This is a genomic window from Quadrisphaera sp. KR29 (assembly GCF_052644995.1).
On record NZ_JBQXXG010000006.1, the window covers coordinates 168,246 to 194,757 of the forward strand.

21 protein-coding genes are annotated in these 26,512 nt (G+C 77.2%); 10 read left to right on the forward strand and 11 right to left on the reverse strand.

The window, feature by feature from the left end:
* The first annotated feature begins 49 nt into the window (after positions 1-49).
* The 7 genes from ACUN9U_RS07705 to ACUN9U_RS07735 all read left to right on the forward strand — a co-directional run bounded on the left by ACUN9U_RS07705 (position 50) and on the right by ACUN9U_RS07735 (position 10,082).
* The gene (locus tag ACUN9U_RS07705; protein WP_445484353.1) at positions 50-4,951 is read left to right on the forward strand and encodes an ATP-dependent helicase; all 4,902 of its coding nucleotides are present in this window, start codon (positions 50-52) and stop codon (positions 4,949-4,951) included.
* Between the two features lie 95 nt (positions 4,952-5,046).
* Positions 5,047-5,634: a DUF4126 domain-containing protein gene (locus tag ACUN9U_RS07710; RefSeq protein WP_445484354.1), complete on the forward strand. Its 588-nt coding sequence runs from the start codon at positions 5,047-5,049 to the stop codon at positions 5,632-5,634.
* Positions 5,635-5,644: 10 nt separating this feature from the next.
* Entirely contained in the window at positions 5,645-6,547 is a 903-nt protein-coding gene (locus ACUN9U_RS07715; protein WP_445484355.1) for a DMT family transporter, read from the forward strand.
* Complete coding sequence (locus ACUN9U_RS07720) at positions 6,544-7,182, forward strand: GntR family transcriptional regulator (RefSeq protein WP_445484356.1); 639 nt, start codon at positions 6,544-6,546, stop codon at positions 7,180-7,182. The genes ACUN9U_RS07715 and ACUN9U_RS07720 overlap by 4 nt, the downstream gene beginning before the upstream one ends.
* 44 nt (positions 7,183-7,226) lie before the next feature.
* A complete protein-coding gene (locus ACUN9U_RS07725; protein WP_445484357.1) occupies positions 7,227-8,129 on the forward strand; it encodes a 3-methyladenine DNA glycosylase in 903 nt (300 codons plus the stop codon).
* Positions 8,129-9,223 (forward strand): alpha-hydroxy acid oxidase, encoded by a 1,095-nt coding sequence (locus tag ACUN9U_RS07730; protein ID WP_445484412.1) that lies wholly within the window; start codon positions 8,129-8,131, stop codon positions 9,221-9,223. The genes ACUN9U_RS07725 and ACUN9U_RS07730 overlap by 1 nt, the downstream gene beginning before the upstream one ends.
* Complete coding sequence (locus ACUN9U_RS07735; RefSeq protein ID WP_445484358.1) at positions 9,216-10,082, forward strand: DNA-formamidopyrimidine glycosylase family protein; 867 nt, start codon at positions 9,216-9,218, stop codon at positions 10,080-10,082. Before ACUN9U_RS07730 ends, ACUN9U_RS07735 begins: the two co-directional genes overlap by 8 nt.
* Here ACUN9U_RS07735 and ACUN9U_RS07740 read toward each other — a convergent pair.
* The 8 genes from ACUN9U_RS07740 to ACUN9U_RS07775 form a co-directional block, all read right to left on the reverse strand.
* Entirely contained in the window at positions 10,069-10,422 is a 354-nt protein-coding gene (locus ACUN9U_RS07740; RefSeq protein ID WP_445484359.1) for a helix-turn-helix domain-containing protein, read from the reverse strand. The two genes, ACUN9U_RS07735 and ACUN9U_RS07740, sit on opposite strands and share 14 nt — an antisense overlap.
* Positions 10,423-10,553: 131 nt before the next feature.
* Complete coding sequence (locus ACUN9U_RS07745) at positions 10,554-11,060, reverse strand: CinA family protein (RefSeq protein WP_445484360.1); 507 nt, start codon at positions 11,058-11,060, stop codon at positions 10,554-10,556.
* Positions 11,053-11,667, reverse strand: a complete 615-nt coding sequence (gene pgsA, locus ACUN9U_RS07750) for a CDP-diacylglycerol--glycerol-3-phosphate 3-phosphatidyltransferase (protein WP_445484361.1) — start codon at positions 11,665-11,667, stop codon at positions 11,053-11,055. Before pgsA ends, ACUN9U_RS07745 begins: the two co-directional genes overlap by 8 nt.
* Positions 11,664-13,121: a 30S ribosomal protein S12 methylthiotransferase RimO gene (rimO, locus tag ACUN9U_RS07755; protein ID WP_445484362.1), complete on the reverse strand. Its 1,458-nt coding sequence runs from the start codon at positions 13,119-13,121 to the stop codon at positions 11,664-11,666. Before rimO ends, pgsA begins: the two co-directional genes overlap by 4 nt.
* Before the next feature lie 41 nt (positions 13,122-13,162).
* Positions 13,163-15,907, reverse strand: coding sequence for a DNA translocase FtsK (locus ACUN9U_RS07760; RefSeq protein WP_445484363.1), 2,745 nt, complete (start codon positions 15,905-15,907; stop codon positions 13,163-13,165).
* A gap of 55 nt (positions 15,908-15,962) precedes the next feature.
* Positions 15,963-17,690 carry a ribonuclease J gene (locus ACUN9U_RS07765; protein ID WP_445484364.1) on the reverse strand — a complete coding sequence of 576 codons (1,728 nt, stop codon included), beginning with the start codon at positions 17,688-17,690 and terminating at the stop codon, positions 15,963-15,965.
* On the reverse strand, positions 17,687-18,607 hold the full coding sequence (dapA, locus tag ACUN9U_RS07770; RefSeq protein ID WP_445484365.1) for a 4-hydroxy-tetrahydrodipicolinate synthase: 921 nt from the start codon (positions 18,605-18,607) through the stop codon (positions 17,687-17,689). Before dapA ends, ACUN9U_RS07765 begins: the two co-directional genes overlap by 4 nt.
* Positions 18,608-18,616: 9 nt before the next feature.
* On the reverse strand, positions 18,617-19,498 hold the full coding sequence (locus tag ACUN9U_RS07775) for a lysophospholipid acyltransferase family protein (protein WP_445484366.1): 882 nt from the start codon (positions 19,496-19,498) through the stop codon (positions 18,617-18,619).
* 91 nt (positions 19,499-19,589) lie between these two features.
* On the opposite strand from ACUN9U_RS07775, the gene ACUN9U_RS07780 reads away from it, so the two are divergent.
* Entirely contained in the window at positions 19,590-20,387 is a 798-nt protein-coding gene (locus ACUN9U_RS07780; protein ID WP_445484367.1) for an alpha/beta hydrolase, read from the forward strand.
* Complete coding sequence (locus tag ACUN9U_RS07785) at positions 20,384-20,941, forward strand: hypothetical protein (RefSeq protein ID WP_445484368.1); 558 nt, start codon at positions 20,384-20,386, stop codon at positions 20,939-20,941. Before ACUN9U_RS07780 ends, ACUN9U_RS07785 begins: the two co-directional genes overlap by 4 nt.
* Here the strand turns inward: ACUN9U_RS07785 and ACUN9U_RS07790 are convergent.
* Positions 20,938-21,930: an ROK family glucokinase gene (locus ACUN9U_RS07790; protein ID WP_445484369.1), complete on the reverse strand. Its 993-nt coding sequence runs from the start codon at positions 21,928-21,930 to the stop codon at positions 20,938-20,940. The two genes, ACUN9U_RS07785 and ACUN9U_RS07790, sit on opposite strands and share 4 nt — an antisense overlap.
* Before the next feature lie 82 nt (positions 21,931-22,012).
* Here ACUN9U_RS07790 and ACUN9U_RS07795 point away from each other — a divergent pair, with 82 nt between their 5' ends.
* Positions 22,013-23,842 carry an AMP-dependent synthetase/ligase gene (locus ACUN9U_RS07795; RefSeq protein ID WP_445484370.1) on the forward strand — a complete coding sequence of 610 codons (1,830 nt, stop codon included), beginning with the start codon at positions 22,013-22,015 and terminating at the stop codon, positions 23,840-23,842.
* Here ACUN9U_RS07795 and ACUN9U_RS07800 read toward each other — a convergent pair.
* A complete protein-coding gene (locus ACUN9U_RS07800) occupies positions 23,824-24,987 on the reverse strand; it encodes a glycosyltransferase family 4 protein (RefSeq protein WP_445484371.1) in 1,164 nt (387 codons plus the stop codon). The two genes, ACUN9U_RS07795 and ACUN9U_RS07800, sit on opposite strands and share 19 nt — an antisense overlap.
* The gene (locus ACUN9U_RS07805) at positions 24,984-26,501 is read right to left on the reverse strand and encodes a hypothetical protein (protein ID WP_445484372.1); all 1,518 of its coding nucleotides are present in this window, start codon (positions 26,499-26,501) and stop codon (positions 24,984-24,986) included. The genes ACUN9U_RS07800 and ACUN9U_RS07805 overlap by 4 nt, the downstream gene beginning before the upstream one ends.
* Positions 26,502-26,512 lie beyond the last annotated feature (11 nt).

Here is a 26,512-nt window from a genome sequence, read left to right on the forward strand (position 1 = left end):
GAGCAGCGCTGACGGGCCGCTGTCGGTGGTCGGTGCGACCATCCAGGGCATGGGTGAGGTGCCTGCCGAGGACGTGCTGGAGCGCTTCTCCGAACCCACCCGCGACTGGTTCCGCGGAGCCTTCGAGCGCCCGACCGCCGCGCAGGAGGGCGCCTGGCGGGCGGTCTCCAGCGGCGACCACGCCCTCGTCGTCGCCCCGACCGGCTCGGGCAAGACGCTGTCGGCCTTCCTGTGGGCCCTCGACCGGCTGGCCGTGCAGGGCCGCCCGGAAGACCCGCTGCGGCGCACGCGCGTCGTCTACGTCTCCCCGCTGAAGGCGCTGGCCACCGACGTCGAGCGCAACCTGCGCTCCCCGCTGCTCGGCATCGGCTACGCCGCCCAGCGCCTCGGAGCCCCCGTGCCGGAGGTGAGCGTGGCCATCCGCTCCGGCGACACCCCGGCCGACGAGCGGCGGGCCTTCACCCGGCGCCCCCCGGACGTGCTCATCACCACGCCGGAGAGCCTCTTCCTCCTGCTGACGTCCAAGGCCCGCGAGGTCCTCGGGGGCGTGGAGACGGTGATCCTCGACGAGGTGCACGCCGTGGCGGGCACCAAGCGCGGCGCGCACCTCGCCCTCACCCTCGAGCGGCTCGACGCGCTGCTGGAGGCCGGCGGCGGGGCCCCCGCCCAGCGGATCGGGCTGTCCGCCACGGTCCGCCCGGTGGAGGAGGTCGCCCGGTTCCTCGCGGGCGCGCGGGCCGTCGGGGAGGACGGCGGGCGCCCGGTCACCATCGTCCAGCCGCCGTCGGCGAAGTCGTGGGACCTCTCGGTGGTCGTCGCGGTCCCCGACATGGGAGAGCTGGGCCAGCGCTCCGAGGAGGACCTCACGGGGCTGGCGGCCGGCGAGCCGCAGCGCCGCTCCATCTGGCCCGCGGTCGAGGAGCGCGTGGTCGACCTCGTGGCCGCGCACCGCTCCACCATCGTCTTCGCCAACTCCCGCCGGGTGGCCGAGCGCCTCACCACCCGCCTCAACGAGGTGTGGGCGGAGCGGAACGCCCCTGACCCTGAGGCTGAGGTCGAGGGTGAGGACGACCACGACGACGCTGCTCAGCGCCCTGCAGCGCGCCGCGCACCCGCCGAGGTGATGGCCCAGGCCGGCCAGACCAAGGGCCTGCCGGCCGATGCGCCCGTGCTCGCCCGCGCCCACCACGGGTCGGTCAGCCGCGAGCAGCGCACGCTCATCGAGGAGGACCTCAAGGCCGGCCGGCTGCCCGCCGTCGTCGCCACCTCCAGCCTCGAGCTGGGCATCGACATGGGCGCGGTCGACCTCGTGGTCCAGGTGGGGTCCCCGCCGTCGGTGGCCTCCGGGCTGCAGCGCGTCGGCCGCGCCGGGCACCAGGTCGGCGCCACCAGCCGCGGCGTGCTGTTCCCCCAGCACCGCAGCGACCTCGTCCAGACCGCCGTGGTCACCGAGCGCATGCGCACGGGCGGCATCGAGGCGCTCAAGGTGCCGGCGAGCCCGCTCGACGTCCTCGCCCAGCAGGTGGTGGCGATCACCGCCCTCGACGAGGTCACCGTCGACGAGCTCGAGCGCCTGGTCCGCCGCGCCGCCCCCTTCTCCGGGCTGACCCGCGGGGTGCTCGAGGCGGTGCTCGACATGCTGGCGGGGCGCTACCCCAGCGAGGAGTTCGCCGAGCTGCGCCCGCGCATCGTGTGGGACCGCACCACCGGCGTCCTCACCGGCCGGCCCGGCGCGCAGCGCCTCGCGGTCACCAGCGGCGGCACCATCCCCGACCGCGGCCTGTACGGGGTCTTCCTCGCCTCCGGCGAGGGTCCGGGCCGCCGCGTCGGCGAGCTCGACGAGGAGATGGTCTACGAGTCGCGCGTCGGCGACGTCTTCACCCTGGGCACCTCCACGTGGCGGATCGAGGACATCACCCACGACCGGGTGCTCGTCACGCCAGCCCCCGGGGTGCCCGGCAAGCTGCCGTTCTGGCACGGCGAGGCCGTGGGCCGCCCCTACGAGCTGGGGCGCGCGATCGGCGCCTTCACCCGCGAGGTCGGTGCCCTCGACGACGACGCCGCCCGCGAGCGCGCGGTCGCCGCCGGCCTGGACGAGTGGGCCGCCGACAACCTGCACGCCTACCTGACCGAGCAGCGCGAGACCACCGGCCACCTGCCCGACGACCGCACGATCGTCGTGGAGCGCTTCCGCGACGAGCTGGGCGACTGGCGCGTGGTGGTCCACTCCCCCTTCGGCGCCCAGCTGCACGCGCCGTGGGCGCTGGCCCTGGCGGCGCGGCTGCGGGAGCGGTTCGGCCTGGACGCGCAGGCGATGTCCTCCGACGAGGGCATCGTGCTGCGCCTGCCCGACCTCGACCTCCTCTCGCCGGACTGGGACGGCGACCTGACCGCGCGCAGCGAACCGCCGGACGTGCTGGAGGCCGTCCTGGTCGACCCCGAGGACGTCGAGGCGCTGGTCACCGCCGAGCTGGGCGGCTCGGCGCTGTTCGCCAGCCGCTTCCGCGAGTGCGCGGCGCGCTCCCTGCTGCTGCCCCGCCGCCGTCCCGACCGGCGCACGCCGCTGTGGCAGCAGCGGCAGCGGGCCGCGCAGCTGCTGGAGGTCGCCAGCCGCTACCCGTCCTTCCCGGTGGTGCTGGAGACGGCGCGCGAGGTGCTCTCCGACGTCTTCGACGTGCCGGGCCTGGAGGCGCTCCTGCGCGACCTGCGCTCCGGGGCGGTGCGCGTGGTGCAGGTGACCACCGAGCAGCCCTCGCCCTTCGCGAGGTCGCTGCTGTTCGGGTACGTCGCGCAGTTCCTCTACGAGGGCGACACGCCCCTGGCCGAGAAGCGCGCGGCGGCGCTGTCCCTGGACCCCACCCTGCTCGCCGAGCTGCTGGGCCGCGGCGACGGCGCCTCCCTGGCCGACCTGCTCGACCCCGAGCAGCTGACGCGCACCCAGGCCGAGCTGCAGCGCCTCGCGGAGGACCGCCGGTGCCGGGACGCGGAGGACGTCGCCGACCTCCTGCGCGTGCTCGGGCCGCAGAGCACCGCGGAGGTCGCCGCGCGCTCGAGCGCCCCGGAGGAGGCCGGCGCCTGGCTGGTCGAGCTCGAGGGCGCCCGCCGCGTCATCCGGGTGCGCATCGCCGGCCAGGAGCGGTGGGCGGCCGTGGAGGACGCCGGCCGCCTGCGCGACGCGCTCGGCGCGGCTCTGCCGGTCGGCGTGCCGGAGGCCTTCCTCGCGCCGGTGCCCGACCCGGTGGCCGACCTCGTCTCGCGCTGGGCGCGCTCGCACGTGCCCTTCACCGCGGCGACCGTGGCGGCGCGGCTGGGGACGGGCGTGGCCGTCGTCGTCGACGCCCTGCGCCGCCTGTCCGCGTCCGGGCGCGTGGTCTCGGGCGACCTCCTGCCGCCCGAGGTGCGCCTGGCCCTCGACGGCGCGCTGGCCACCGACCCCGGCGGGACGCCCGACTGGTGCGACGCCGAGGTGCTGCGCCTGCTGCGCCGCCGCTCGCTCGCGGCGCTGCGCTCGGAGGTCGAGCCGGTGCCCCCGCGCGACCTCGCCCGCTTCCTGCCCGCCTGGCAGCAGGTCGGCTCCCGGCTGCGCGGCGCCGACGGCGTGCTGCGCGCCGTGGAGCAGTTGGCCGGCGCCGTCGTCCCGGCCAGCGCCCTGGAGTCCCTGGTCCTCCCGGTGCGCGTGGAGCGGTACTCCCGCTCGCTGCTCGACGAGCTGACGGCCGCCGGCGAGGTCGTCTGGCAGGGCCACGGCTCCCTGCCCGGCGACGACGGGTGGGTCTCGCTGCACACCGCCGACGCCGCACCCGTGACCCTCGCGCTGCCCGACGACGCCCTCGAGCTCACCGACGTCCACCGCGCCGTGCTCGAGGTGCTGGGCAGCGGCGGGGCGCACTTCTTCCGGTCGGTGGCCTCGGCGCTGGAGGCCACCGAGGAGGGCGGGGTGGACGACGCCACCCTCGAGCGGGTCCTGTGGGACCTCGCCTGGGGCGGGTACGCCACCAACGACACCCTGGCACCGCTGCGCGCCCGCCTGGCGGGGGGCAAGACGGCGCACAAGGGGCCGCGGGCCGCGCCCCGCTCGCGCTACGGGCGCACGGGCTCGCGCTACGGCGGTCTCGGTCGGGCCGGCGGCGGGCTGGGGCGCCCGGGCAGCGCCGGTGGCGGGTTCGGCGGCGCGCCGCGGACCGGGCCGCCGAGCACGGTGGGCCGGTGGTCGCTGCTGCCCGAGCTCGAGCCCGACCCGACGGTGCGCGCCTCGGTGACCGCCGAGGTGCTGCTGGACCGGCACGGCGTCCTGACCCGCGGCGCGGTCGCCTCCGAGCGCCTGCCCGGCGGCTTCGCCGCCGTCTACCGGGTGCTGGCCGCCATGGAGGAGGCAGGGCGCGTGCGCCGCGGCTACTTCGTCGAGGGGCTGGGCGCCTCGCAGTTCGCCTCGACCGGGGCGGTGGACCGGCTGCGCGCGGCGTCGCGCCCGCTGTCGACCATCGGCCGCGGCGACTGGCAGGGCCGCTCCGTGGCGCCCGGAGCGCCGGGCTCCGCCGAGGCCGACCGTCCCCGCACGGTGGTGCTGGCCGCCGCCGACCCCGCCAACCCCTACGGCGCCGCACTGCCGTGGCCCGAGCGCGGCGAGCGCGGCGAGCGCGGGGAGGCCGGCGGCGCGGGGCACCGCCCGGGGCGCAAGGCCGGGGCCCTGGTCGTGCTGCTGGACGGCGAGCTGGTGCTCTACGTCGAGCGCGGCGGACGGACGCTGCTCTCCTTCACCGAGGAGCCCGAGGCGCTGCAGGCCGGGGCCGACGCCCTGGCCCTGGCCGTCCGCGACGGCGCCCTGGGGCGGCTGACCGTGGAGAAGGCCGACGGAGCCGGGGTGCTCACCCCAGGTTCCTCACCGCTCGCCGCGGCGTTGGAGGCGGCGGGCTTCACGGCCGCCCCGCGGGGACTGCGAGTGCGCGCCTGAGACCTGGGCCGTGCGCGCCGAGGCCTGGGCCAGCGGTGGGAGCGGGCGCCCCGTCCCGACACGACGGACGCGGGGTGGGCGCGGATGATGGGGCCGTGGAGCTGCTCGTCGGGCTCGGGCTGGCCTCAGCGGCGGGCCTGAACGCCTACCTGCCGCTGCTGCTGCTCGGCGCCCTCGCGCGCACCACCGACCTCGTGCACCTGCCGGAGGCGTGGTCGTGGCTGTCGGACCCGGTGGCCCTGGCGGTGCTGGCCGTGCTCCTGCTCGTGGAGGTCGTGGCCGACAAGGTGCCCGGCGTCGACCACCTCAACGACGTCCTGGGCGCCCTGGTGCGCCCCGCGGCCGGCGGGATCGCCGTCGGCGCCGGCGCCGGGACCGCCGGGGCCGCGGGGACGACGGGCGGCGGCGAGTGGTGGGCGGTGGCGCTCGGCGCGGTGGTGGCGCTGGTCGTCACGGTGGCGAAGTCCGCCGGGCGCGCCGCCGTCAACGCGACGACGGTGGGCACCGGCGCGCCGGTGGCCTCCACGCTGGAGGACGGCGCCAGCCTGGCGCTCAGCCTGTCCGCCCTGCTGGCCCCGGTGCTCGTGCTGGCCGCTCTGGTCGCGCTCGTCGGGGGCGTCGCCGTGGCGGTCCTGCGCCTGCGCGCCCGCCGGGGACCCCGAGCACGCGGACGGATTGTGTAACAATCGCTGCGTGAGCTCCTCGGTGCGGCCCGTCGTGCTGGTGCTGCTGTCGGCCGTCTGCTTCGGCTCGACCGGCACCGCGGTGGCCCTCGGCGCCCCCGAGGCCCCTCCCCTGGCCGTCGGCGCGGCCCGCATCGCCCTGGGCGGGGCGCTGCTCGCGGCGGTCGCGGCGGGGCCGCTCCTGCGGCGGGGCGCGCTGCCCGCGCTCTCGCTCCCGCCGCGCCTGCTGGGCGTGGTGGCCGTGGGGGCGCTGGGCGTGGTCGCCTACCAGCCGCTGTTCTTCGCCGGCACCCGCTCCAGCGGCGTCGCGGTCGGCACGGTCGTCGCCCTCGGGTCCGCCCCGCTGGTCACCGGGCTGCTGGCCTGGCTGCTCACCGGCGCTCGGCCGGGCCGGCGGTGGGCCGCCGCCACCGCCGTGGCCGTCGCCGGGCTGGTGGCGCTCGCGGCGGGCTCCGGGGCCAGCGGCGGCGCGACGCCCCTGGGGCTGGCCGCGTCCGTGGGCGCCGGCGCCAGCTACGCCGTCTACACCCTGGCCGTGAAGCGCCTGCTCGACGCCGGCTGGAGCTCGCTGGGCAGCGTCGGCGCCGTCTTCGGGCTGGCCGCGCTGCTCAGCCTCCCGGTGCTGGCGGTGACCGGGGCACCGGCGGGCGCGGGCGGGCTCGCCGCCGTGCTGTGGCTGGGGGTGGTCACCACGGCGGTGGCCTACGCGCTCTTCTCCGCCGGGCTGCGGCACCTGGCCGCCCCCACCGTCGCCACGCTGACCCTCGCCGAGCCCCTCACGGCCACGCTGCTGGGCCTGGTGGTCCTCGGCGAGCACCTGGGCGCCCTGCAGACCGCGGCGCTGCTGCTCATCGCCACCGGGCTGGCCGTCCTCGCCGCACCGGCGCGCCGCCGCACCGGGGTGCCGGCGTGAGCCCCCGCCGCGCCGACGACCTCCTGGTCGCCCTGCGCGACCGGGTCCTGTCCGGGGACCTGCCCCCCGGCACCCCGCTGCGGGAGGAGGCGCTGGCCACCGAGCACGCCGCCAGCCGCCACACCGTCCGGACCGCCCTGGCCGCCCTGGTGGCCGAGCGGCTGGCCAGCGCCGCCCCCTTCGCCGGGGTGAGGGTCGCCTCCCTCGACGACGACGACGTGAGGTCGCTGCAGGACCTGCGGCGCGCCGTGGAGAGCGAGGCGGTCAGGCTCCTGCGCGAGCGCTGGGGACCGGACTGGCCGCCGGCCGTCGTGGCCCTGCTGGAGGAGCGGGCGCTGGCCCTCGAGCGCGCCGTCGCGGCAGCCGCCGCCGACCCGCTGGCGGTGCTGCGCGAGCACGCCGCGCTGCACGAGGCGCTGGTCGCCGCCGCCGGCTCGCCCCGCCTGACCGAGGCCGCCGCCGCCCTGGGGGCGGAGGTGCGCCTGTTCACGGCCCACCTGCAGCTGCACCGCTCACCCGCCGGCCTGGTCGACGAGCACCGCTCCTACCTGCGCGCGGTCCGCGAGCGGGGCCCGGTCGCCGTGCACGAGCACCTGGCGGCCTCGCAGGGCGCGCTGCTCGGCGGCCGCGTGTGATGCTCGTGCCGTGGCGGTGACCGTGACGTGGTGGTGACCCAGGCGTGGTGGTGACCCAGGAGCTGGCGGACTGGCGCGAGCGCTGCGCGGAGCACGCGGCCCGCGCCGACGCGCTCACCGCGGGCCGCCGGGAGCGCCGCTCGCGCGGCCGGACCGACGCCGTGGACGACTTCCTCTACGACTACTACTCCCTGCGCCCCGGGCAGCTGCGCCGCTGGCACCCCGGTGCCGGGACGGTCCTGGTCGACGCCGACGACGCACCGCACCGGGGGTGGCGCTGGTACGCCGACCTCGGCGGCGGCGCCGTGGGCCTGGACGCCGCGGCCCTCGTCGCCGACCGGGGGCCGGCGCTGGCGACCAGCCGCCGCCTGCTGGCCGCGCTGCGGGGGCGGGCGCCCCACCTGGGGTGCTTCGGGCTGCACGAGTGGGCGATGGTGTACCGCGCCGGGGGTGCTGTGGGCGGGGCCAGCACCGGCGGGGCGAGCCCGCGCGGTCGCCGGCACGCGCTGCCGCTGCGCCTGGGCCAGGCCGGCACGGACGCCGTGGTGGAGGCGCACCCGCTGCGCTGCAGCCACGTGGACGCCCACCGCTTCTTCACCCCCGACGCCGCACCGCGCAACGCCCTGGTGCCCACCCGCGAGACGCAGGCGCAGCTCGACCAGCCGGGGTGCGTCCACGTGACCATGGACGTGCTGCGCCACGCCACCGCCCTCGGCCCGGCCTGCCCCGGGAACCTGCTCCTGGACTGCTTCGAGGCCGCGCGGGCCGCCCGCGAGGTCGACATGCGCGCCTCCCCCTACGACGTCTCGGGCTCGGGCCTGACGGCCCTGCGCATCGAGACCCGGGAGGGCAAGGCCGCCTACGCCGCCGCCCAGCGCGAGCTGGCGGCCGCGGCGGCCCCGCTGAGGGAGCGGCTGCTCCGCGTCTGCGAGGAGGTGCTCGGGTGATGACCCCGACCACGACGGCGACCACCACGACCACGGCGGCGGCGACCACGGCGGCGGCCGCGCTGTTCGAGAGGCTCGAGGCGGAGGCGAGGGCGGTGCTGCCCGCCCACGTGGCCGGCTACGTCGCCGCCACCGCCGGCGCCGGGCAGTGCCACGCCGAGGGCCTGGCCGCGTGGGCGGCCGCCCGGCTCGTGCCGCGGGTCCTGCAGGGCAGCGCGCCCAGCGACGCCGAGCTCACGGCCACCACGGTGCTCGGGACCCCGCTGCGCACCCCCGTGCTGCTGGCGCCGATGGCCCAGCAGGTGGCCGCCCACCCGCGGGGCGAGGCGGAGGCGGCCCGCGCCGTCGCGGCGGCGGGCTCGCTGCTCGGCGTCTCCACCAACACCGCCGTCCCCTTCGAGGCCGTGCAGGCCGCCGGGGCGCCGTGGTGGTACCAGGTCTACGTGCTGCGCGACAGGTCCCTGACGGCGCTGCTCGTGGAGCGCGCCGCCGCCGCCGGGGCGAGCGCGCTGGTGCTCACCGTCGACACCACGGCCCTGACCCAGCCCGACCCGCAGGCGGCGAGCATCGAGCCCACCGCGTGGCCCGCCGGCCCGGGCCGCGAGCGCCTCACCGCGCTGACCGGCGACGACCTCGCCGACCGGGAGGCGGGCGCGGCCGCTCCCGCCCTGGACGTCGACCTCACCACGATCGGCTGGCTGGCGGAGCGCTCCGGGCTGCCCGTGGTGGTCAAGGGCGTGCTGCACCCCGACGACGCGCGCGCCTGCGCGCAGGCCGGCGCCGCCGGCGTGGTGGTCAGCACCCACGGCGGGCGCCGCCTCGGGGAGTCGGTCACGTCGGCCGCGGCCCTGCCCGGCGTCGTCGCGGCGGTGCGCTCCGTCGACCCGGCCGTGGAGGTCTACGCCGACTCCGGCGTCCGCTCCGGCGGCGCCGTCGCGTGGGCGCTGTCCCAGGGCGCCCGGGCCGTCTTCGTCGGCAGGCCCGCCTGGTGGGGGCTGGCGGCCCGCGGCGCCGACGGCGTGGCCGCGGTGCTCGACGCGCTGACCGCCGAGGTGGCCACCGTCCTGCGGCAGTGCGGCGACGTGCGTGCCTGAGGGCGACGTCGTCTGGCGCTCCGCCCACCGCCTGCACGCCGCGCTCGCCGGAAGGGTGCTGGTCACCAGCGACCTGCGCTGGCCGTCTCTGGCCACGGTGGGCCTGACCGGCCGGGACGTGCGCGAGGTGGTCAGCCGCGGCAAGCACCTGCTGGTCCGGGTGGGCGCAGGAGCAGGCGGCGCGCCGCTGACCCTGCACAGCCACCTGCGCATGGAGGGCTCCTGGCACGTGCACGCCACCGGGCGGCCGTGGCGCACCGCGCGGGCCGCGCACGGCGTGCGCGCCGTGCTGGCCAACGCCGCGTGGACCGCCGTCGGCCACCGGCTCGGGATGCTCGACCTGGTGCCCACCGCCGACGAGGCGCGGCTGGTCGGGCACCTCGGGCCCGACGTGCTCGGCCCGGGCTGGGGCCCGCAGGCCGTCGAGCAGGTGGTGACCTCCCTGCTCGCGCGCCCGGAGCGGCCCGTGGGCGAGGCGCTGCTCGACCAGCGCGTCCTGGCCGGCGTGGGCACCTACTTCATGGCCGAGGCGCTCTTCCTGCGCGGGGTCTCGCCCTGGACACCGGCCGGGCACCTCGGCGAGCAGGGCCTGAGGGCGCTGGTGGAGCTGGAGCGGCGGATGCTGCTGGCCGGGACGCGCGACGTCGCTCACGGGTCGCAGCGCAACGTCCACGCCCGCTCCGGGCTGCCGTGCCACCGCTGCGGCGCTGCGGTGCGCGTGGCCCCCATCGGCCGCGCGCCCGAGGAGCGGACGGCGTTCTACTGCCCCCGCTGCCAGCCGGGACCGACCCCCACGGACGACGGCGCCCCGCAGGCGCCGCTGGGCGCTGTCCGGCAGGGACCCGTCAGGCGGCGCTGACCAGGCCGTCGCGGGTGATGACCACCGGCGGGATGCCGAGGTCGCCCACCGGGACGGGCACCGTGGCCACCACAGGGGCCGCCGCGGTGACGGGCGCCGAGACCGCCTCGGCGGCTGCGACCCTGTCGCTGACGGCCCGCAGCACCGTGGACATCGGCACGGCGAGGGCGTCGCAGATGGAGGACAGCAGCTCGCTGGAGGCCTCCTTCTGGCCCCGCTCCACCTCGGAGAGGTAGCCCAGGGAGACGCGCGCGGCGCCGGAGACCTCGCGCAGGGTGCGGCCCTGCTGCTGGCGGGCGGAGCGCAGCACGTCGCCGATCTCGCGTCGCAGCAGTGGCACCTGGCGCCTCCCGTCCGTCGTCGGCGGTGACGCCGAGAGACCACGATACCCCGTGGGGGCCGAGGGCGGGCGGCTGGAGACGGGACGGCGGGTCGGGGGACGGCGGACCGAGGTGCTGGTCATCACTGCTCTCAACGCCCGGAGGGGCCGCCGCGTTCCTCACGGTCGGTGAGCACCCGCGCGAGCAGGTCCAGGGCGCCGCGCACGGCGCCCTCGCGCACCGCGGCGCGGTCTCCGGGCAGGCGCAGCACCTCGGCGGCCAGGCCTGACGCCGTGCTGACGGCCACGACCACCGTGCCGGCCGGGTGGCCGTCGTGCGGGCCGGGACCGGCCACGCCCGTGGTCGCCACCCCGACGTCGGCCCCGAGCAGCCGGGCGGCGCCGGCGGCCATGGCCTCGGCGACGGCGCGGTGCACCGGCCCCGTCCGCTCGAGGAGGTCGGCGGGCACGCCGAGCACCGAGGCCTTGACCCCGGTGGCGTAGGAGACCACCCCGCCGCGCAGCACGTCGGAGGCGCCGGGCACGTCGGCCAGGCGGGCGCTGACCAGACCCGCGGTGAGGGACTCCGCGGTGGCCACGGTCAGGTGCGCGTCGCGCAGCTGGCCGACGACCCGCTCGGCGGGCGACGGCTCAGCCACGCCGGCCGCCCTGCACGAGGCGGTGGGCGCGCACGAGGTAGTCGACGCCCGTGAGCAGCGTCACGGCCGCCGAGGCCAGCACGAGGACGAGCAGCGCGCCCTGGACGACGTCGAGGGCGGTGCCCGACAGCCAGGACGCCCACGGCAGGAGCAGCAGGCCCGCCGCGGCGACCTGCAGCGCCGTCTTGAGCTTGCCGCCCGGGGAGGCCGCGATGACGCCGTAGCGGATCACCACGAAGCGCAGCAGGGTGATGCCCACCTCGCGCACGAGGATGACCACGGTCACCCACCACCAGACCTCGCCGAGCAGCGACAGGCCGATGAAGACCGCGCCGAGCAGCAGCTTGTCGGCGATGGGGTCGGCGATCTTGCCGAAGTCGGTGACGAGCCCGCGGGCGCGGGCGATGTCGCCGTCGACCTTGTCGGTGATGCTGGCCGCCGCGAACGCCGCGAAGGCGCCCAGGCGGAACCACGCGTCGTCACCGTCGCGGGCCAGCAGCAGCCAGACCACCAGCGGGACCAGCACGATGCGCAGCACCGTGAGGTAGTTGGCGATGTTCCAGGCGCTGACGCGCGCCGGCTGGGCCGGCTGGGCGGGCGTGCTCACCGCGGCCGCGCGACGAGGTCGACGCCCTCGCTGGCCGTGACGACCACCGGCACCAGCGCGCCCACCGGCGGCAGGGGCTCGCCGACGGCCAGCTCGAGGCGGGTGGTGCCGTCGACGTCGGGCCCCTGGAAGCCGGTGCGCCCGACGGCGTGCACCCGCTCGCCGTCGTCGTCGTGCTCCTCCACGAGCACGGTGTCCGGCTGGCCGACGCGCTGCGCGGCGCGCTCGTCGACGAGGGCCTCCACGAGCCGGGAGACCCGGTCGACGCGCTCGGCCACGACGTCGTCCTCGAGCTTGCCGTCCAGGCGAGCGGCCTCGGTGCCGTCCTCGTCGGAGTAGCCGAACACCCCGACGACGTCGAGGCGGGCGGCCTCGAGGAAGCGCTCGAGCTCGGCGACGTCGTCCTCGGCCTCCCCCGGGAAGCCGACGATGACGTTGGAGCGCACCCCGGCCTCGGGTGCCAGCGCGCGGACCCGCTCGAGCAGGGCGAGGAACTCCTCGGTGCCGCCGAAGCGGCGCATCCGGCGCAGCAGCGCGGGCGCGGAGTGCTGGAACGACAGGTCGAAGTAGGGCACGACGCCGGGGGTGCCCGCGATGGCCTCGAGCAGCCCGGGGCGCACCTCGGCGGGCTGCAGGTAGCTGACGCGCACCCGCTCCAGCCCGTCCACGGCCGCGAGCTGCGGGAGCAGGGACTCCAGCGCGCGCAGGTCGCCGAGGTCCTTGCCGTAGGAGGTGGAGTTCTCCGAGACGAGGAAGACCTCCTTGACGCCCTGCTCGGCCAGCCAGCGCGCCTCGGTGAGCACGTCGGCAGGCGGCCGGGAGACGAAGGAGCCGCGGAAGGCGGGGATGGCGCAGAAGGCGCAGCGCCGGTCGCAGCCCGAGGCCAGCTTCAGCGGCGCCCAGGGGGCGCTGCCGAGGCGGGCGCGGACCACGGGCGGGCCGGAGCCGGGCACCTTCTCCAGCTGCGTGCCGCTCAGCTCGCCGAGGCCGGGCAGGGCCACGGCGCCCGCGCGGGCGGCGGCCTGCCGCTTGGCGGGGCTGACCGGCAGCAGCGCGCGGCGGTCGCGGGGCACGTGGGAGGCCGGCCGCTCGCCGTGCAGGATCCCGTCGAGGTGGGTGGACAGGTCCGCGTAGGAGTCGAACCCGAGCACGGCGTCGACCTCGGGCAGCTCCTGCGCGAGGTCCCTGCCGTAGCGCTCGGACATGCAGCCGACCGCGACGACGGCCTGGGTGCGCGAGGCCTCGTCGTCGCGCAGCTCGGTGACGTCGAGCAGCACGTCGACGGAGTCCTTCTTCGCCTGCTCCACGAACCCGCAGGTGTTGACGACGGCGACGTCGGCGGCCGCCGGGTCGTCCTCCAGGCGCCAGCCGGCGGCGGCCAGGCGGCCGGCGAGCTCCTCGGAGTCGACCTCGTTGCGGACGCACCCGAGGGTGACCAGGGCTACCGACCTCACGGCCGGAAGCGTACGGGGCCCCCGCGGACCGCTCGACCGGCTCAGTACCTGTCGGTGAGCTGCCAGGCGTCCTCGGAGGTCGCCTCGCCGTCCGCGCCGTAGCCGTCCTCGGCGCCGTCGTCCCAGCCCTCGCCCTCGGCCAGGTCCACCACCTGCGTGGCGCCGTCGGGCACGTGCACGGGCTCGCGGGCGGCGTCGCCGCGCAGGCGGGCGAGGGCCTCGTCGAGGTCGTCGGGCTTGACGTAGACGTCGCGGGCCTTGGAGCCCTCGGAGGGACCCACCACGCCGCGCTGCTCGAGCAGGTCCATGAGGCGCCCCGCCTTGGCGAAGCCCACGCGCAGCTTGCGCTGCAGCATCGAGGTGGAGCCGAACTGCGTGGTGATGATGTGCTCGGCGGCCGCGAGCATGAGCTCGAGGTCGTCGCCGACGTCCTCGGCGATCTTCTGGGCGGTGCTGGGCGCGACGACGTCCTGCACGTAGTCCGGCGCAGCCTGGGCCTTGACGTGCTGCACGACCCGCTCGACCTCGGACTCGCTGACCCAGGCGCCCTGCACGCGGGCCGGCTTGGAGGAGCCCATGGGCAGGAAGAGGGCGTCGCCCTGGCCGATGAGCTTCTCCGCGCCCGGCTGGTCGAGCACGACGCGGGAGTCGGCCAGCGAGCTGGTCGCGAAGGCCAGGCGGGAGGGTACGTTCGCCTTGATCAGGCCGGTGACGACGTCGACGGAGGGCCGCTGGGTGGCCAGGACCAGGTGGATGCCGGCCGCCCGGGCGAGCTGGGTGATCCGCACGATGGAGGCCTCGACGTCGCGGGGGGCGACCATCATGAGGTCGGCCAGCTCGTCGACCACGACGAGCAGGTAGGGGTAGCGGCGCAGCTGGCGCTCGCTGCCCTCGACCGGCTCCACGCGGCCCTCGTCGACGGCGGCGTTGAAGTCGTCGACGTGCTTGAAGCCGTACATGGCCAGGTCGTCGTAGCGGCGGTCCATCTCCTGGGTGACCCAGTCGAGCGCCTCGGCGGCCTTCTTGGCGTTGGTGATGATCGGGCTGAGCAGGTGCGGGATGCCCTCGTAGGCGGTGAGCTCCACGCGCTTGGGGTCCACGAGGATCATGCGGACCTGGTCGGGCGTGGCCCGCATGAGGATCGACGTGATCATGGAGTTGATGAAGCTCGACTTGCCCGCGCCCGTGGCGCCCGCGACCAGGAGGTGGGGCGTCTTGGCGAGGTTGGTGATGACGTAGCCGCCCTCGACGTCCTTGCCGATGCCCATGACCATCGGGTGGGTGTTGCGCTGGGCGACGTCGGAGCGCAGCACGTCGCCCAGGACGACGACCTCGCGGTCGGTGTTGGGGATCTCCACGCCGATGGCGGACTTGCCGGGGATCGGGGACAGGATGCGCACGTCCGCGCTGGCCACGGCGTAGGCGATGTTCTTGGACAGCGCCGTGACCTTCTCCACCTTCACGCCGGTGCCCAGCTCCACCTCGTAGCGGGTGACCGTCGGGCCGCGCGTGAAGTCCGCGACGCGGGCGTCGATGGAGAAGTTCTCCAGCACGCCGGTGAGGGCGTCGACCACGCGGTCGTTGGCCTCGGTGCGCGTCGCGTGGCCCTCGCCGTGCTTGAGGACGTCGTCCGGCGGCATCTCGTAGGTGCCGGTGAACGCCAGCGCCATCTGCTCCACGCGGTGGGGCAGCTGCGTGGTCGGCGGCGCCTGCAGCGCGGAGCCCTTGGCGTGGGCGGTGACCCCGGCCGCCGAGGAGCGGCGGGGGCCGGCCGGCTCCCCGGGGGCCTCGGGCCCGGGCTCGTCGGTGGCGACCGCGGTGGTGGGCTCGGTGCCGAAGTCCTTGAAGGGGTCGAAGACCTCCTCGGGCGCCCCGTCGGGTGCCGGGGCGGCGGAGGCCTGCTCCTCGAAGGCGGGCCTGTCGTCCTCGGCAGCCCCGCGGCGGCGCCGCTTCGGCTTCGCCTCGGCCTCGCGCTCCATGGCCTGCTCGTAGGCCTCGTCGCCGTGGCGGTCGCCGCGGGCGCGGCCCAGCTGGCGGCGCTCGAGCTCGCCGTCAGGGTCGTCCTCGCCGTACCGGCCGTGCACGTCGTCACCGCCGGTGAGGGTGCGGTACAGCAGGCCCAGCCGGTGCGGCACCAGGTGCACGGGCGTCGCGGTGGTGACCAGCACCCCGAAGACCCCCAGGAGCGCGAGCAGCACGTACGCCAGCGCCTGCCCGACCGCGGCGTCGACAGGGGTGGCCACGAGGTAGCCGAGCACGCCGCCGGCCTCGCGGACGGCGGCGAGGTCGCCGACCGGGCTCAGGCCCGGTGCCCCGCCGAGGTGCAGCACGCCCGCCACGGCCACGGCGATGGCGGACAGCCCGACCAGGACGCGACTGTTCTCGCTGCCGGCGTCCGGACGCAGCAGCAGGCGCAGCGCGAGCACCCCCAGCGCCAGCGGCAGCGCCAGGCTGACCTTGCCCACCGTGCCGGCCACGACGGCGTGGACGACGTCGCCGAAGGTCCCCGGCAGGCCCCACCACTCCACGGCCGCCACGAGGATGGCCGCGGCGACCAGCGCCAGGCCGACGCCGTCGCGGCGCACGTCGGGGTCGACGGCGGAGGCGTCGGGCCGGCCACGGCGGGCGCTGCCGCCCACCGCGTGCGCCACGCCCATCCAGGCGCCCCGCGCCGCGCGCAGCGGCCACGGGGCGCGGGGCCTGGCGTGGGCCGCGGCGGCGGCTCGCGGCTTCTTCGCGGCGGCGCGAGGCTTCGCGGGGGCGCGAGAGGGCGAGCGGGCGGCCATGCGGCCACGCTAACCGGTCGTCACATCCCTCACACAGGCCCCACGCCGGGAGGAACTAGGCCTCGACGACCACCGGGATGATCATGGGCCTGCGGCGCAGCGAGGTCCCCGCCCAGCGGCCCACGACGCGGCGCACCACCTGCTGGAGCTGGTGGGTGTCGACCCCGCCGCCGCCCTGGGAGGCCTGGCTGACGGCCTGCGCGAGGGCGTCGGCCACCCGCGGCACGATCGACTGCAGGGTGCTGGTGTCCTCGGCGACGCCGCGGGCGTGCACCTCGGGCCCGGCCACGACCTTGCCGGTGGAGGAGTCGATGACGGCGAAGACGGAGATGAAGCCCTCGTCGCCCAGGATGCGGCGGTCCTTGAGGTCGGCGTCGGTGATGGACCCCACCGAGGAGCCGTCCACGTAGACGTACCCGCAGGGCACCTGGCCGGCGATGCGGGCGCGCCCGTCGCGCAGGTCCACCACGGTGCCGCAGTCGGTGATGAGCACCCGCTCGCGCGGGACGCCCGTCCTCACGGCCAGGTCGGCGTTGGCGTGCAGGTGGCGCACCTCGCCGTGCACCGGCATGGCGTTCTTCGGCTTGACGATGTTGTAGCAGTACAGGAGCTCACCGGCGCTGGCGTGGCCGGAGACGTGCACGCGGGCGTTGCCGGAGTGGACCACGGTGGCGCCCAGGCGCACGAGCCCGTTGATGACGCGGTAGACGGCGTTCTCGTTGCCCGGGATGAGGGAGGAGGCGAGCACCACCGTGTCGCCGGGGCCCACCTGGACGCGGTGGTCGTGGTTGGCCATCCGGCTCAGCGCGGCCATCGGCTCGCCCTGCGAGCCGGTGCACATGAGCACGACCTTGGCGTCGGGCAGGTCGTCGACCTGCTTGAGGTCGACCAGCACGCCCTTGGGCACGTCCAGGTAGCCCAGGTCGGCCGCGACGCCCATGTTCCGCACCATCGAGCGGCCCACGAAGGCGACCTTGCGACCGTGCTTGTGGGCGGTGTCCAGCACCTGCTGCACGCGGTGCACGTGCGAGGCGAAGCTCGCCACGATCAGCCGGCGCTGCGCCGTCGCGAAGACCCTGTCGAGCACGGGGGTGATCTCGCGCTCGGCGGTGGTGAAGCCGGGCACCTCGGCGTTGGTGGAGTCGACCATGAACAGGTCCACGCCGCGCTCGCCGAGGCGGGCGAAGGCGCGCAGGTCGGTGATGCGCCCGTCCAGCGGCAGCTGGTCCATCTTGAAGTCGCCGGTGTGCAGCACCGTGCCGGCGCTGGTGCGCACGGCGACGGCCAGGGCGTCGGGGATGGAGTGGTTGACCGCCACGAACTCGCACTCGAACGGGCCGAGCTGCTCGACCTGCCCCTCGCGCACCGCCAGGGTGTACGGCTGGATGCGGTGCTCCTTGAGCTTGGCCTCCACGAAGGCCAGCGTGAGGGTGGAGCCCACCAGCGGGATGTCGGGCCGCAGCCGCAGCAGGAACGGCACGGCCCCGATGTGGTCCTCGTGGCCGTGGGTGAGGACGACGGCGACGACGTCGTCGAGGCGGTCGGCGATGTAGCTGAAGTCCGGCAGGATCAGGTCGACGCCGGGCTGGTGGTCCTCGGGGAAGAGGACCCCGCAGTCGATGACCAGCAGCTTGCCGTCGATCTCCAGGACGGCCATGTTGCGGCCGACCTCGCCGAGCCCTCCGAGCGGGACCACCCGCAGGGTGCCGCGGGCGAGCTTCGGGGGCGGGCCCAGCGGCTGGCCGGGGCCCTGGCCGTCGGACTGGGCGGTGGGTGCTGTCACAGCAGGTCTGCTCCTCGCAGGTCGGAGCTGAGCTGCTCGACCTGCTGGTCGGTGGCCTCCACGAGGGGCAGGCGCACGTGGCGGTTGGGGATGGCTCCGGTGAGCTCCAGCGCTGCCTTCACCATGATCGCGCCCTGGGTGCGGGTCATGATCGCGGTGACGGCGGGGAGCAGCCGGGTGTGCAGCGCCCGGGCAGCGGGCAGGTCGCCGGCGTCGACGGCCGCGACCATCGCGGCGTACTGGGCGGCGGCCACGTGGGCCACCACCGAGACGACGCCGGCCGCCCCCTGCGCGAGGTGGGCGAGGTTGAGCTGGTCGCTGCCGGAGTAGTAGGCCAGGCCGCCCTCGCCGCCGGCGGCGGCCATCACCTGCGAGGAGGCGAACAGGTCGTCCTTGGCGTCCTTGACGGCCACCACGCGAGGGTGCTCGGCCAGGCGCAGGAGCACCTCGGTGGAGACGGGCGTGCCGGTGCGACCGGGGATGTCGTAGACCATCACCGGCAGGCCGGTCGCGTCGGCCACGGCCGTGAAGTGCCGGTACAGGCCCTCCTGCGGCGGCCGGCTGTAGTACGGGGTGACCACGAGCAGGCCGTGCACGCCGGTCTTCTCGGCGGCCCGGACCCGGCGCAGGGTGTGGTCGGTGTCGTTGTTGCCGCACCCGGCCACGACGTGGGCGCGCGAGCCCACCGCCTCGACCACGGCGGCGAGCAGCGCGTCGTGCTCGTGCTCGGCCAGCGTCGGGGACTCCCCCGTGGTGCCGGCCACGACGAGGCCGTCGTTGCCCTCCAGCACGAGGCGCTCCGCGAGCGCCTGCGCGGCGGGCAGGTCCAGGGCGCCGTCGGCGGTGAAGGGCGTCGCCATCGCGGTGAGCACCGCCCCGAACGGCCGGTGGACTGCGGGAGCGGTCGCGTCGGGCACCGGGGAAGGCTACCGGGACGGCTGCTGGGGGGGCTCCGGGGCGTCGGGAGCGTCGACCGGCAGCGCGGTGCCGACGTCGCCCAGCTCCTCCGGCCCCAGCTCCGGCTCGTGGGCGCGCCGGCTGGTCGAGTCGGCCCCCGGCCCGGCGGCGAGGACCTCGGGGCCCGCGGCCTGCGGCGCGCCGCCGCGCGCGGCGGCGCGGCGCTCGCGGGCCGAGGCCGCCAGCTTGTCCTTCATGGTGGCGGCGTAGACGTCGACGTACTCCTGGCCGGACAGCCGCATGATCTCGTAGGTGATCTCGTCGGTCACCGAGCGCAGGACGAACCTGTCGTTCTCCATGCCCTGGTAGCGGGAGAAGTCGAGCGGTGCGCCGATGGTGATGCCCACGCGGCGGATGCGCGGGATGCGCCGGCCGATCGGCTGGACGGCGTCGGTGCCGTGCATGGCCACCGGGAGCACCGGCACGCCGCTGGTCAGCGCCACGCGCGCCACACCGGTCTTGCCGCGGTAGAGGCGGCCGTCGGGGCTGCGCGTGCCCTCGGGGTAGATGCCGAACAGCTCACCCCTGTCGAGCACCTGCAGCGCCAGGTCGATGGCGGCCTGGCTCGCCTTGCCCCCGGAGCGGTCCACGGGGAGCTGGCCGACGCCCTTGAAGAAGCCGGCGGTCAGGCGCCCCTTGACCCCGCGGCCGGTGAAGTACTCGGCCTTGGCCATGAAGCTCACCCGCCGCGGCACCATCAGCGGCAGGAAGAAGGAGTCCGAGACCGACAGGTGGTTGCTCGCCAGCACCGCCGGACCCGTCAGCGGCACGTGCTCCAGGCCCTTGACCTCCGGCCGGAACAGCGACGTCAGGACCGGGTAGAGCACCGCCTTGAACAGCCAGTAGAGCACCCGGTCCTCCTCGTGGGGCGGTGTGGGCGCACGGGCCCGGGTCAACCATAGGGGCGCCCTCCGCGTGCCCGCAGCGTGCGACGATGGTGGCGTGGGTGTGCTGGCCGGCGCCGAGGCCTTCTCCGCCGGCGACGCGGCCGCCGGTGCCGCCGCCCGTGCTGTCCCGGGCGCGCCCGCCGTGCTGCTGTGCCACGGCTTCACCGGCAGCCCGCAGGGCCTGCGCGGGTGGGCCGAGGACCTCGCCGGCGCCGGTCTGGTGGTGAGGCTGCCGCGCCTGCCGGGCCACGGCACCACCTGGCAGGAGCTGGCGCGCACGCGCTGGCCGGACTGGCTCGCGGCGGTCCGCGCCGAGCTGGGGCTGCTGCGCGCCGCCGGCCACCGCGTGGTCGTGGGGGGCCTGTCCATGGGCGGCGGCCTGGCCCTGCGCCTCGCCGCCGACCACCCGGCCGACGTCGCCGGGCTGGTGCTGGTCAACCCCGCGGTGCGCCTGTCCGACCGCCGCCTGGCGGCGCTGCCGCTGCTGGCCCGCCTGGGGCTGCTGGGGCGCCCCGGCCGCGAGCGCACCGCGCCGGCGATCGGCGGCGACCTCGCCCGCCCCGGGGCCGTCGAGCTGGCCTACGACAGGGTGCCGCTGACCGCCGCGGCCTCCCTGGTGGAGGGCCTGGCCGGCGTCCGCCGCGACCTGCCGCTGGTGCACCAGCCGGTGGTGCTGCTGCGCTCCGCCGTCGACCACGTCGTGCCCGCCTCCTCCAGCGCGCTGGTGCTGGAGCGCGTCGGCTCCGCCGACGTCCGCGAGGAGGTGCTGGCGCGCAGCCTGCACGTGGCGACCCTCGACCACGACGCCCCCCGCATCAGCGCCGCCACCCTCGAGCTGGTGGGCAGGCTGTGAGCACCGCCGGCACGCCGGGGGGTCCTGACCCCGAGGGCGTCGACGTCGACGCCGCGTGGGCGCAGATCCTCGCCCACTGGGACGACCCCGCCTCCGAGCCCGAGCGGCCCGAGCGGCCCGAGCGGCCCGAGAGGCCCGAGCGGCCCGAGCGGCCCGAGCAGCAGGCGCCCCCGGCACCTCCTGCGCCACCCGCCGCGCCGCCCACCGAGCTGCGCCGGCGGCGGACGGACCGGCCCGAGCCGGCCGGGCCCGCCGAGCCGGCGCCGCGGCTGCCCGACGGCCGCGGCGGCACCGAGGCCGACCCGCTCGCCGAGGAGCACTGGACCCCGCCGGAGCCCCCGCCGCTGCCGCGCGCGGGCTGGCGCACCTGGCTGCCGTGGGCGGGCGTGCTCGGCGTGCCGTTCTTCTTCGTCGTCGTGGTGGTCCTGCGCCCGCCGCTGCCCCCCGTCGTCGTCCTGGCGGCGGTGCTGGGGTTCGTGGCGGGGTTCGTCACCCTGGTCCTGCGGCTGCCCAGCCACCGCGAGGACGACGGCGACGACGGGGCCCGGCTCTAGCCGATCCGGGCCAGGTCGGCGACGCCGATCATCCCGGCGTCGTTGCCCAGGGAGGCCAGCTCGACGGCGATCGGCGGACGGTGCCCGCGCGCGGTGAGCTGGCGGGCGAAGGCCGTGCGCGCGGGGGCCAGCAGCAGGTCGCCGGCCTCGGAGACCCCGCCGCCGACGACCACGAGGGAGGGGTCCAGCGCGGCGACCACGCTGGCGGCCCCCTCGCCGATCCAGCGCCCGAGGTCGGCGAGCAGCTCGACCGCCGAGGTGTCCCCCTCCAGCGCCGCCCGGGTGACGGTGGGGCCCTGGATGGCCTCGGGGTCGTCGCCCGCCAGCTCCAGCAGGTGCGCCGCCAGCGGCGAGCCGGTCCGGGCCATGGCCCGCGCCTCGCGCACCAGCGCGCGCCCGGAGGCGTACTGCTCCCAGCAGCCGCGGTTGCCGCAGCCGCACGGGTGGCCGTCGGGGACCACCCTCATGTGCCCGAGCTCGCCGGCGAAGCCGCTGGCCCCCCGCAGCAGCCGGTCGCCGATGACGATGCCGCCGCCCAGGCCCGTGCCGATGGTGAGCAGCACCATGTCGTGCACCTCGTGCCCGGAGCTGCTGGCGCGCCGCCCCGTGCCGTGGGCGAACTCCCCCCACGCCGCGGCGTTGGCGTCGTTCTCCACCACCACGGGCAGGCCCAGGGCGCCCTCGAGGTCGGCCCTGACCGGCTCGTCGCGCCAGGCCAGGTTGGGGGCGAAGGTCACCACCGAGCGGTCGGCGTCCACGAAGCCCGCCGCGGCCACGCCGACGGCGGCCACGTCGTGGCCGCGGCGCAGCTCGGTGACCGCGTCGACGACGGCGGCGGCGATCGCGCCCACGTCGCGGGCCGGGGTCTCCCGGCGCGTGCGGGCCACCACCGCGCCGGAGGCGTCCACCACCCCCGCCGCGATCTTGGTGCCGCCGATGTCCACGCCGACGGTCAGTGCGGACCGGTCTGCGCCGGTAGGGGTGCTCACGGCGCTGGACGCTACCGGCCTCGCTAGAGTCGGCACCGACCCGCCGACCCGCCCGAGGACGTGCTGTGATCGAGGGAGTGCAGTGATCGAGCGAGCCGAGCCCCTGGCCGTCGCCGTCGACCCCGCCGAGTCCGTGACCGACCTCCTGGTGCAGGTGGCCGCGGAGTCACCGGACCTGCCCCTGCTGGCGCGCCCGGTCGGCGAGGGCTGGGAGCAGCTGGGCGCCGCCGAGGTGGTGCGCCGCGTCAGGGCCCTCGCCGCCGGGCTGGCCGCCGCCGGGGTGGCCCCCGGTGACCGGGTGGCGCTGCTGAGCCGGACCCGGCTGGAGTGGACCCTGGCCGACTACGCCATCTGGTGGGCCGGCGCGGTCACCGTGCCCGTCTACGAGACCTCCTCGGCCGAGCAGGCCGCCTGGATCATCTCCGACTCCGGCTGCACCGCCGCGGTCGTGGAGCAGCCGCGCCACCGCGACCTGCTCGCCTCCGTGGCCGGGGAGACCCCCGAGCTCGACAGCTCGCGGGTGTGGGTCATCGACGACGGCGGGTTCGACGCCCTCGAGGCGCTGGGGCGCGACGCCTCCCTCGCCGTCGACGAGGCCGAGCTGGAGCGCCGCCGCGCGGCCGTCACTGGCGCCGACCTCGCCACGATCATCTACACCTCGGGCACCACCGGGCGGCCCAAGGGCTGCCAGCTCACCCACGCCAACTTCGTGGTGCTCTCGCGCAACGCCGTCGCCGCCATCCCCGAGGTCTTCTCCGCGGGGGCCTCCACGCTGCTGTTCCTGCCGCTGGCGCACGTCTTCGCCCGCTTCATCCAGGTGCTGTGCCTGGCGGGCCGCTCCACGCTGGCGCACACCCCCGACAGCAAGGACCTCACGCGCGACCTGGCCACCTTCCGCCCCACCTACGTGCTCGCGGTGCCGCGCGTCTTCGAGAAGGTCTACGCCAGCGCCGAGCAGAAGGCCATCGAGGGCGGCAAGGGGAAGGTCTTCGCCCGGGCGGCCGCCGTCGCGGAGGCCTACAGCCGCGCCCAGGACGCGCGCGCCGACGGGGGGCGCGGCCCGGGCGTGGGGCTGCGCGTGCAGCACGCCGTCTTCGACAGGCTCGTCTACGCCAAGCTGCGGGCCGCGCTCGGGGGCCGCGCCGAGTTCGCCGTCTCCGGCGGCGGGCCGCTCGGGGAGCGCCTGGGCCACTTCTTCAAGGGCGTGGGCATCACGGTGCTGCAGGGGTACGGCCTGACCGAGACCACCGCCCCCACCACCGTCAACCGGCCGGGGCGCGTCAAGGTCGCCACCGTCGGCCGGCCCCTGCCGGGCTGCTCCATCCGCATCGACGCCGACGGGGAGGTGCTGGTCAAGGGCCCCCACGTGTGCACGGGTTACTGGCACGACCCGGCCGCCGACGCCGAGGCCTTCGACGCCGACGGGTGGTTCCGCACCGGTGACCTCGGCGCGCTCGACGAGGAGGGCTTCCTGTCCATCACCGGGCGCAAGAAGGAGATCATCGTCACCGCCGGCGGCAAGAACGTCGCCCCGGCGGTGCTCGAGGACCGCCTGCGCGCCCACCCCCTCGTCAGCCAGGCCCTGGTGGTCGGTGACGCCCGCCCCTACGTGGCCTGCCTGCTCACCCTGGACGCCGACGTGCTGCCCGGGTGGCTGCGCGCCCGCGGCATGCCCGTGCTCGACGTGGCCGCCGCCGCCCGCGACGAGGGCGTGCGCGCCGTGCTGCAGGAGGCGGTCGACCAGGCCAACGCCGCCGTCTCCCGGGCCGAGGGCATCAAGCGGTTCGCGGTGCTCACCGAGGACTTCACCGAGGCGAACGGGCTGCTGACGCCGTCGCTGAAGCTGCGGCGCCGGCAGGTGCTCGCCGCCCACGCCGCGGCGGTGGAGGAGCTCTACGGCTCCAGGAGCTGAGCCAGGGCCGCTGCGCGCTCGTCCCAGCCCCACGCCTCGCGCACCCAGGCCCGGCCCGCCGCGCCCAGGGCGCGGGCGCGGGCCGGGTCGGCCAGCAGCGAGGTGAGGGCCCGGGCGACGCCGGCGGGGTCGGTGCCTTCCACGAGCAGGCCGGTCCGCCCGTCGCGCACGGCGCCGGGCGCGCCGCCCGACCTGCCGACCACCACGGGCCGGCCGCTCGCGGCGGCCTCGAGGAAGCAGATGCCCAGGCCCTCGGTCTCCAGGCCGCCGAGGCGGTCGCGGCACGGCATGGCGAAGACGTCGGCGGCGGCGTGGGCGGCCGCCAGCTCGGCCCCCGGCAGTCGGCCGGTGAGCACGACGTCACCGCCCGGGCCGCGGCGCAGCCCCAGGGAGTCCGCGAGGCGCTCCAGGTGGGCGCGCCTCGGTCCCTCCCCCACCAGCACGAGCGCCGCGCCGGGGACGGACCGCTGGACGGCGGGCAGCGCGCGCAGGAGCACGTCCTGGCCCTTGCGGGCCACCAGGCGGGAGACGCACAGCACCAGCGGGCGGCCCGACAGCCCCCACCGGGCGCGCAGGGCCCGCCCGCCGTCCTCGTCCTGGGGACGCCCGAAGCGCGCCGCGTCCACCCCCGGGGAGAGCTCGACCACCCGCTCCCGCAGCGCCGGCGGGAGGGCGGCGCTGATCGGGGCGCCGGTGACCGGGCCGAGCACGGTCAGCACGTCGTTGCGGGCGGCGACCGCGCGCAGCGCGGCCCGCGGGCCGGGCAGGCGCGCCCACCACACCTCGTGGCCGTGCGTGGTGGCCGCGGTGCGCCGCACGCCGGCGCGGCGCAGCGCCGGGGCCAGCAGCCCCAGCGGGGCCGCGGCGCCGAACCAGGCCCGGTCGCAGCCGTGGGCGCGGGCCGTCGCGGCGACGCGGGCCGCGAGCGCGGGGGTGGGCAGCAGCAGGGTGCGCGGGTCGCGCACGACGGTGACGCCGCGGGCGGCGAGCTCGGCGTCCAGGGCGCGCTGGGCGCCGGCGAGCGCCGGGTGGCGGCGGGTGTGCACGACCACCGGGCCCGGCAGCCGGAGCACCACCTCGTGCACGAAGGACTCGATGCCCCCGGCGCGGGGAGGGAAGTCGTTGGTGACGACGAGGGTGCTCACCGGGCCAGCTCGGCCAGCCGGGCCCGCCACAGCCGCTCGACCTCGGCCCTGTCGGTGCCCATGACCGAGCCCAGGGCCGCGTCCAGCGCCGTGTCGGCGTCGTCGGTGGCCGGGCCCTCGCGCGAGGCCGCCCGGTACAGCTCGACCACCGCGGCGTCGCCGTGGCGCTCGGCGAGGGCGTCCACGGCCAGCCACGCGCTGGAGTACGCCGGCCCGACGTCAGGGCTCTTCGCGGGGTCGAAGTCGTCGGCGCTCGGCAGCGCCCTCGGTCCCCTGCCGGCCCTCACCTGCGCGGCCAGGTCTGCGGCCACCGCCTCCTGCGACAGGCCCGTCCCGCGGTAGCCGACCCAGTCCGCGAAGCCCTCCGACAGCCACAGCGGCACCGCGCGGGTGGCCCCGGAGCGGGTCGCCACGTGGGTCAGCTCGTGGGTGAGGACCACCTGCTGGCCGCGGGCGGCCAGCTGCGAGAAGCCCTGCGGGTTGACCACCACGTGGTCGCCGCGGGTCGCGCCGCTGCCCCCCACGAGCTCCCCGGTGGTCACGGCGGCGATCTGGTCCAGCCCGGTGTCGTCCTCGCGGCCCAGCAGCCGCGCCATCTGCTCCTGGTCGGCGGGGACCTCCACCACGGTGCTGCGGGGCCAGCCGGTCCCCCACACCGCGTCGACGGCCTGCGCGCCGGTGGTGGCCAGCCGCGCCGCGCGGTCCAGCTCGGCGCGCGCGGCGGTGCCGACGACCACGGCCCGCGGGGAGGTGACCACCTCCACGTCGGCCAGGTCCCACAGGTCGGGCACGGTCTCGCCGTCGGCGTCGTCGGCCACCGCCCAGCCGTCCCCGCTGGGCACCACGGTGAGGTCCTGCTGGCGGCGCACCGGGTCCTCCCCCGCCCCGCGCACCGACCAGACCAGCGTGGTCCGCGCCACCCAGCTGCCCGCGGGCAGCTCCTGGGCGCGCTCGGGCGGGAGCGGGGCGCCGCTGCCGGTGACCTGCCACGCCCAGCCGCCCAGCGGCACCGGCCCGAGCCGGTCGAAGACCTCACCGGTGCGCTCGCGGTAGGCCTGCAGCGCGGGGCGTCCCCCGGGGGTCACGGAGGCGTCGGCGGCGACCGCCGCCTCCCAGCCGCCCTCGTCGCGGGCCAGCAGCGCGGCGGCGCGGGCGTCGAGCAGCGCCTGGACCGCCCGCAGCGCGGAGGGGGCGCCGGCGGTGGAGTCGCCAGGGGAGCCGGCCGGCGCGGGCGCAGCGGCCCCCCCGGCGCTGCCGGCGGTGGTGGCCGAGACGCCCTCGGGGCGGTCCAGCAGGTGGGCGGCACCGGTGCCGAGCACGGCGGCGGCCGCGACCGCGAGGAGGCCGGTGAGCAGCCGCGCGGCGGCGCCGGACCCGCCGCGGCGGCGGCGGAGCTCACGGCGGTGCAGCTCACGGCGGTGCAGCTCGCGGCGGCGGGGGAGCTCGGGCGGCACCTGCTGGGGCGGGAGCTGCTCGCGCTCCGGCTCGCGGGCCGCGCTGTGCCGTCCCGCCACGGCACGATGCT

Excerpts from the sequence above, each read along its gene's own strand:
- ACUN9U_RS07705 (WP_445484353.1), top strand. The coding sequence starts at position 50 with ATGGGTGAGGTGCCTGCCGAGGACGTGCTGGAGCGCTTCTCCGAACCC.
- ACUN9U_RS07760 (WP_445484363.1), bottom strand. The coding sequence starts at position 15,907 with ATGGCCGCCCGCTCGCCCTCTCGCGCCCCCGCGAAGCCTCGCGCCGCC.
- ACUN9U_RS07730 (WP_445484412.1), top strand. The coding sequence starts at position 8,129 with ATGACCCCGACCACGACGGCGACCACCACGACCACGGCGGCGGCGACC.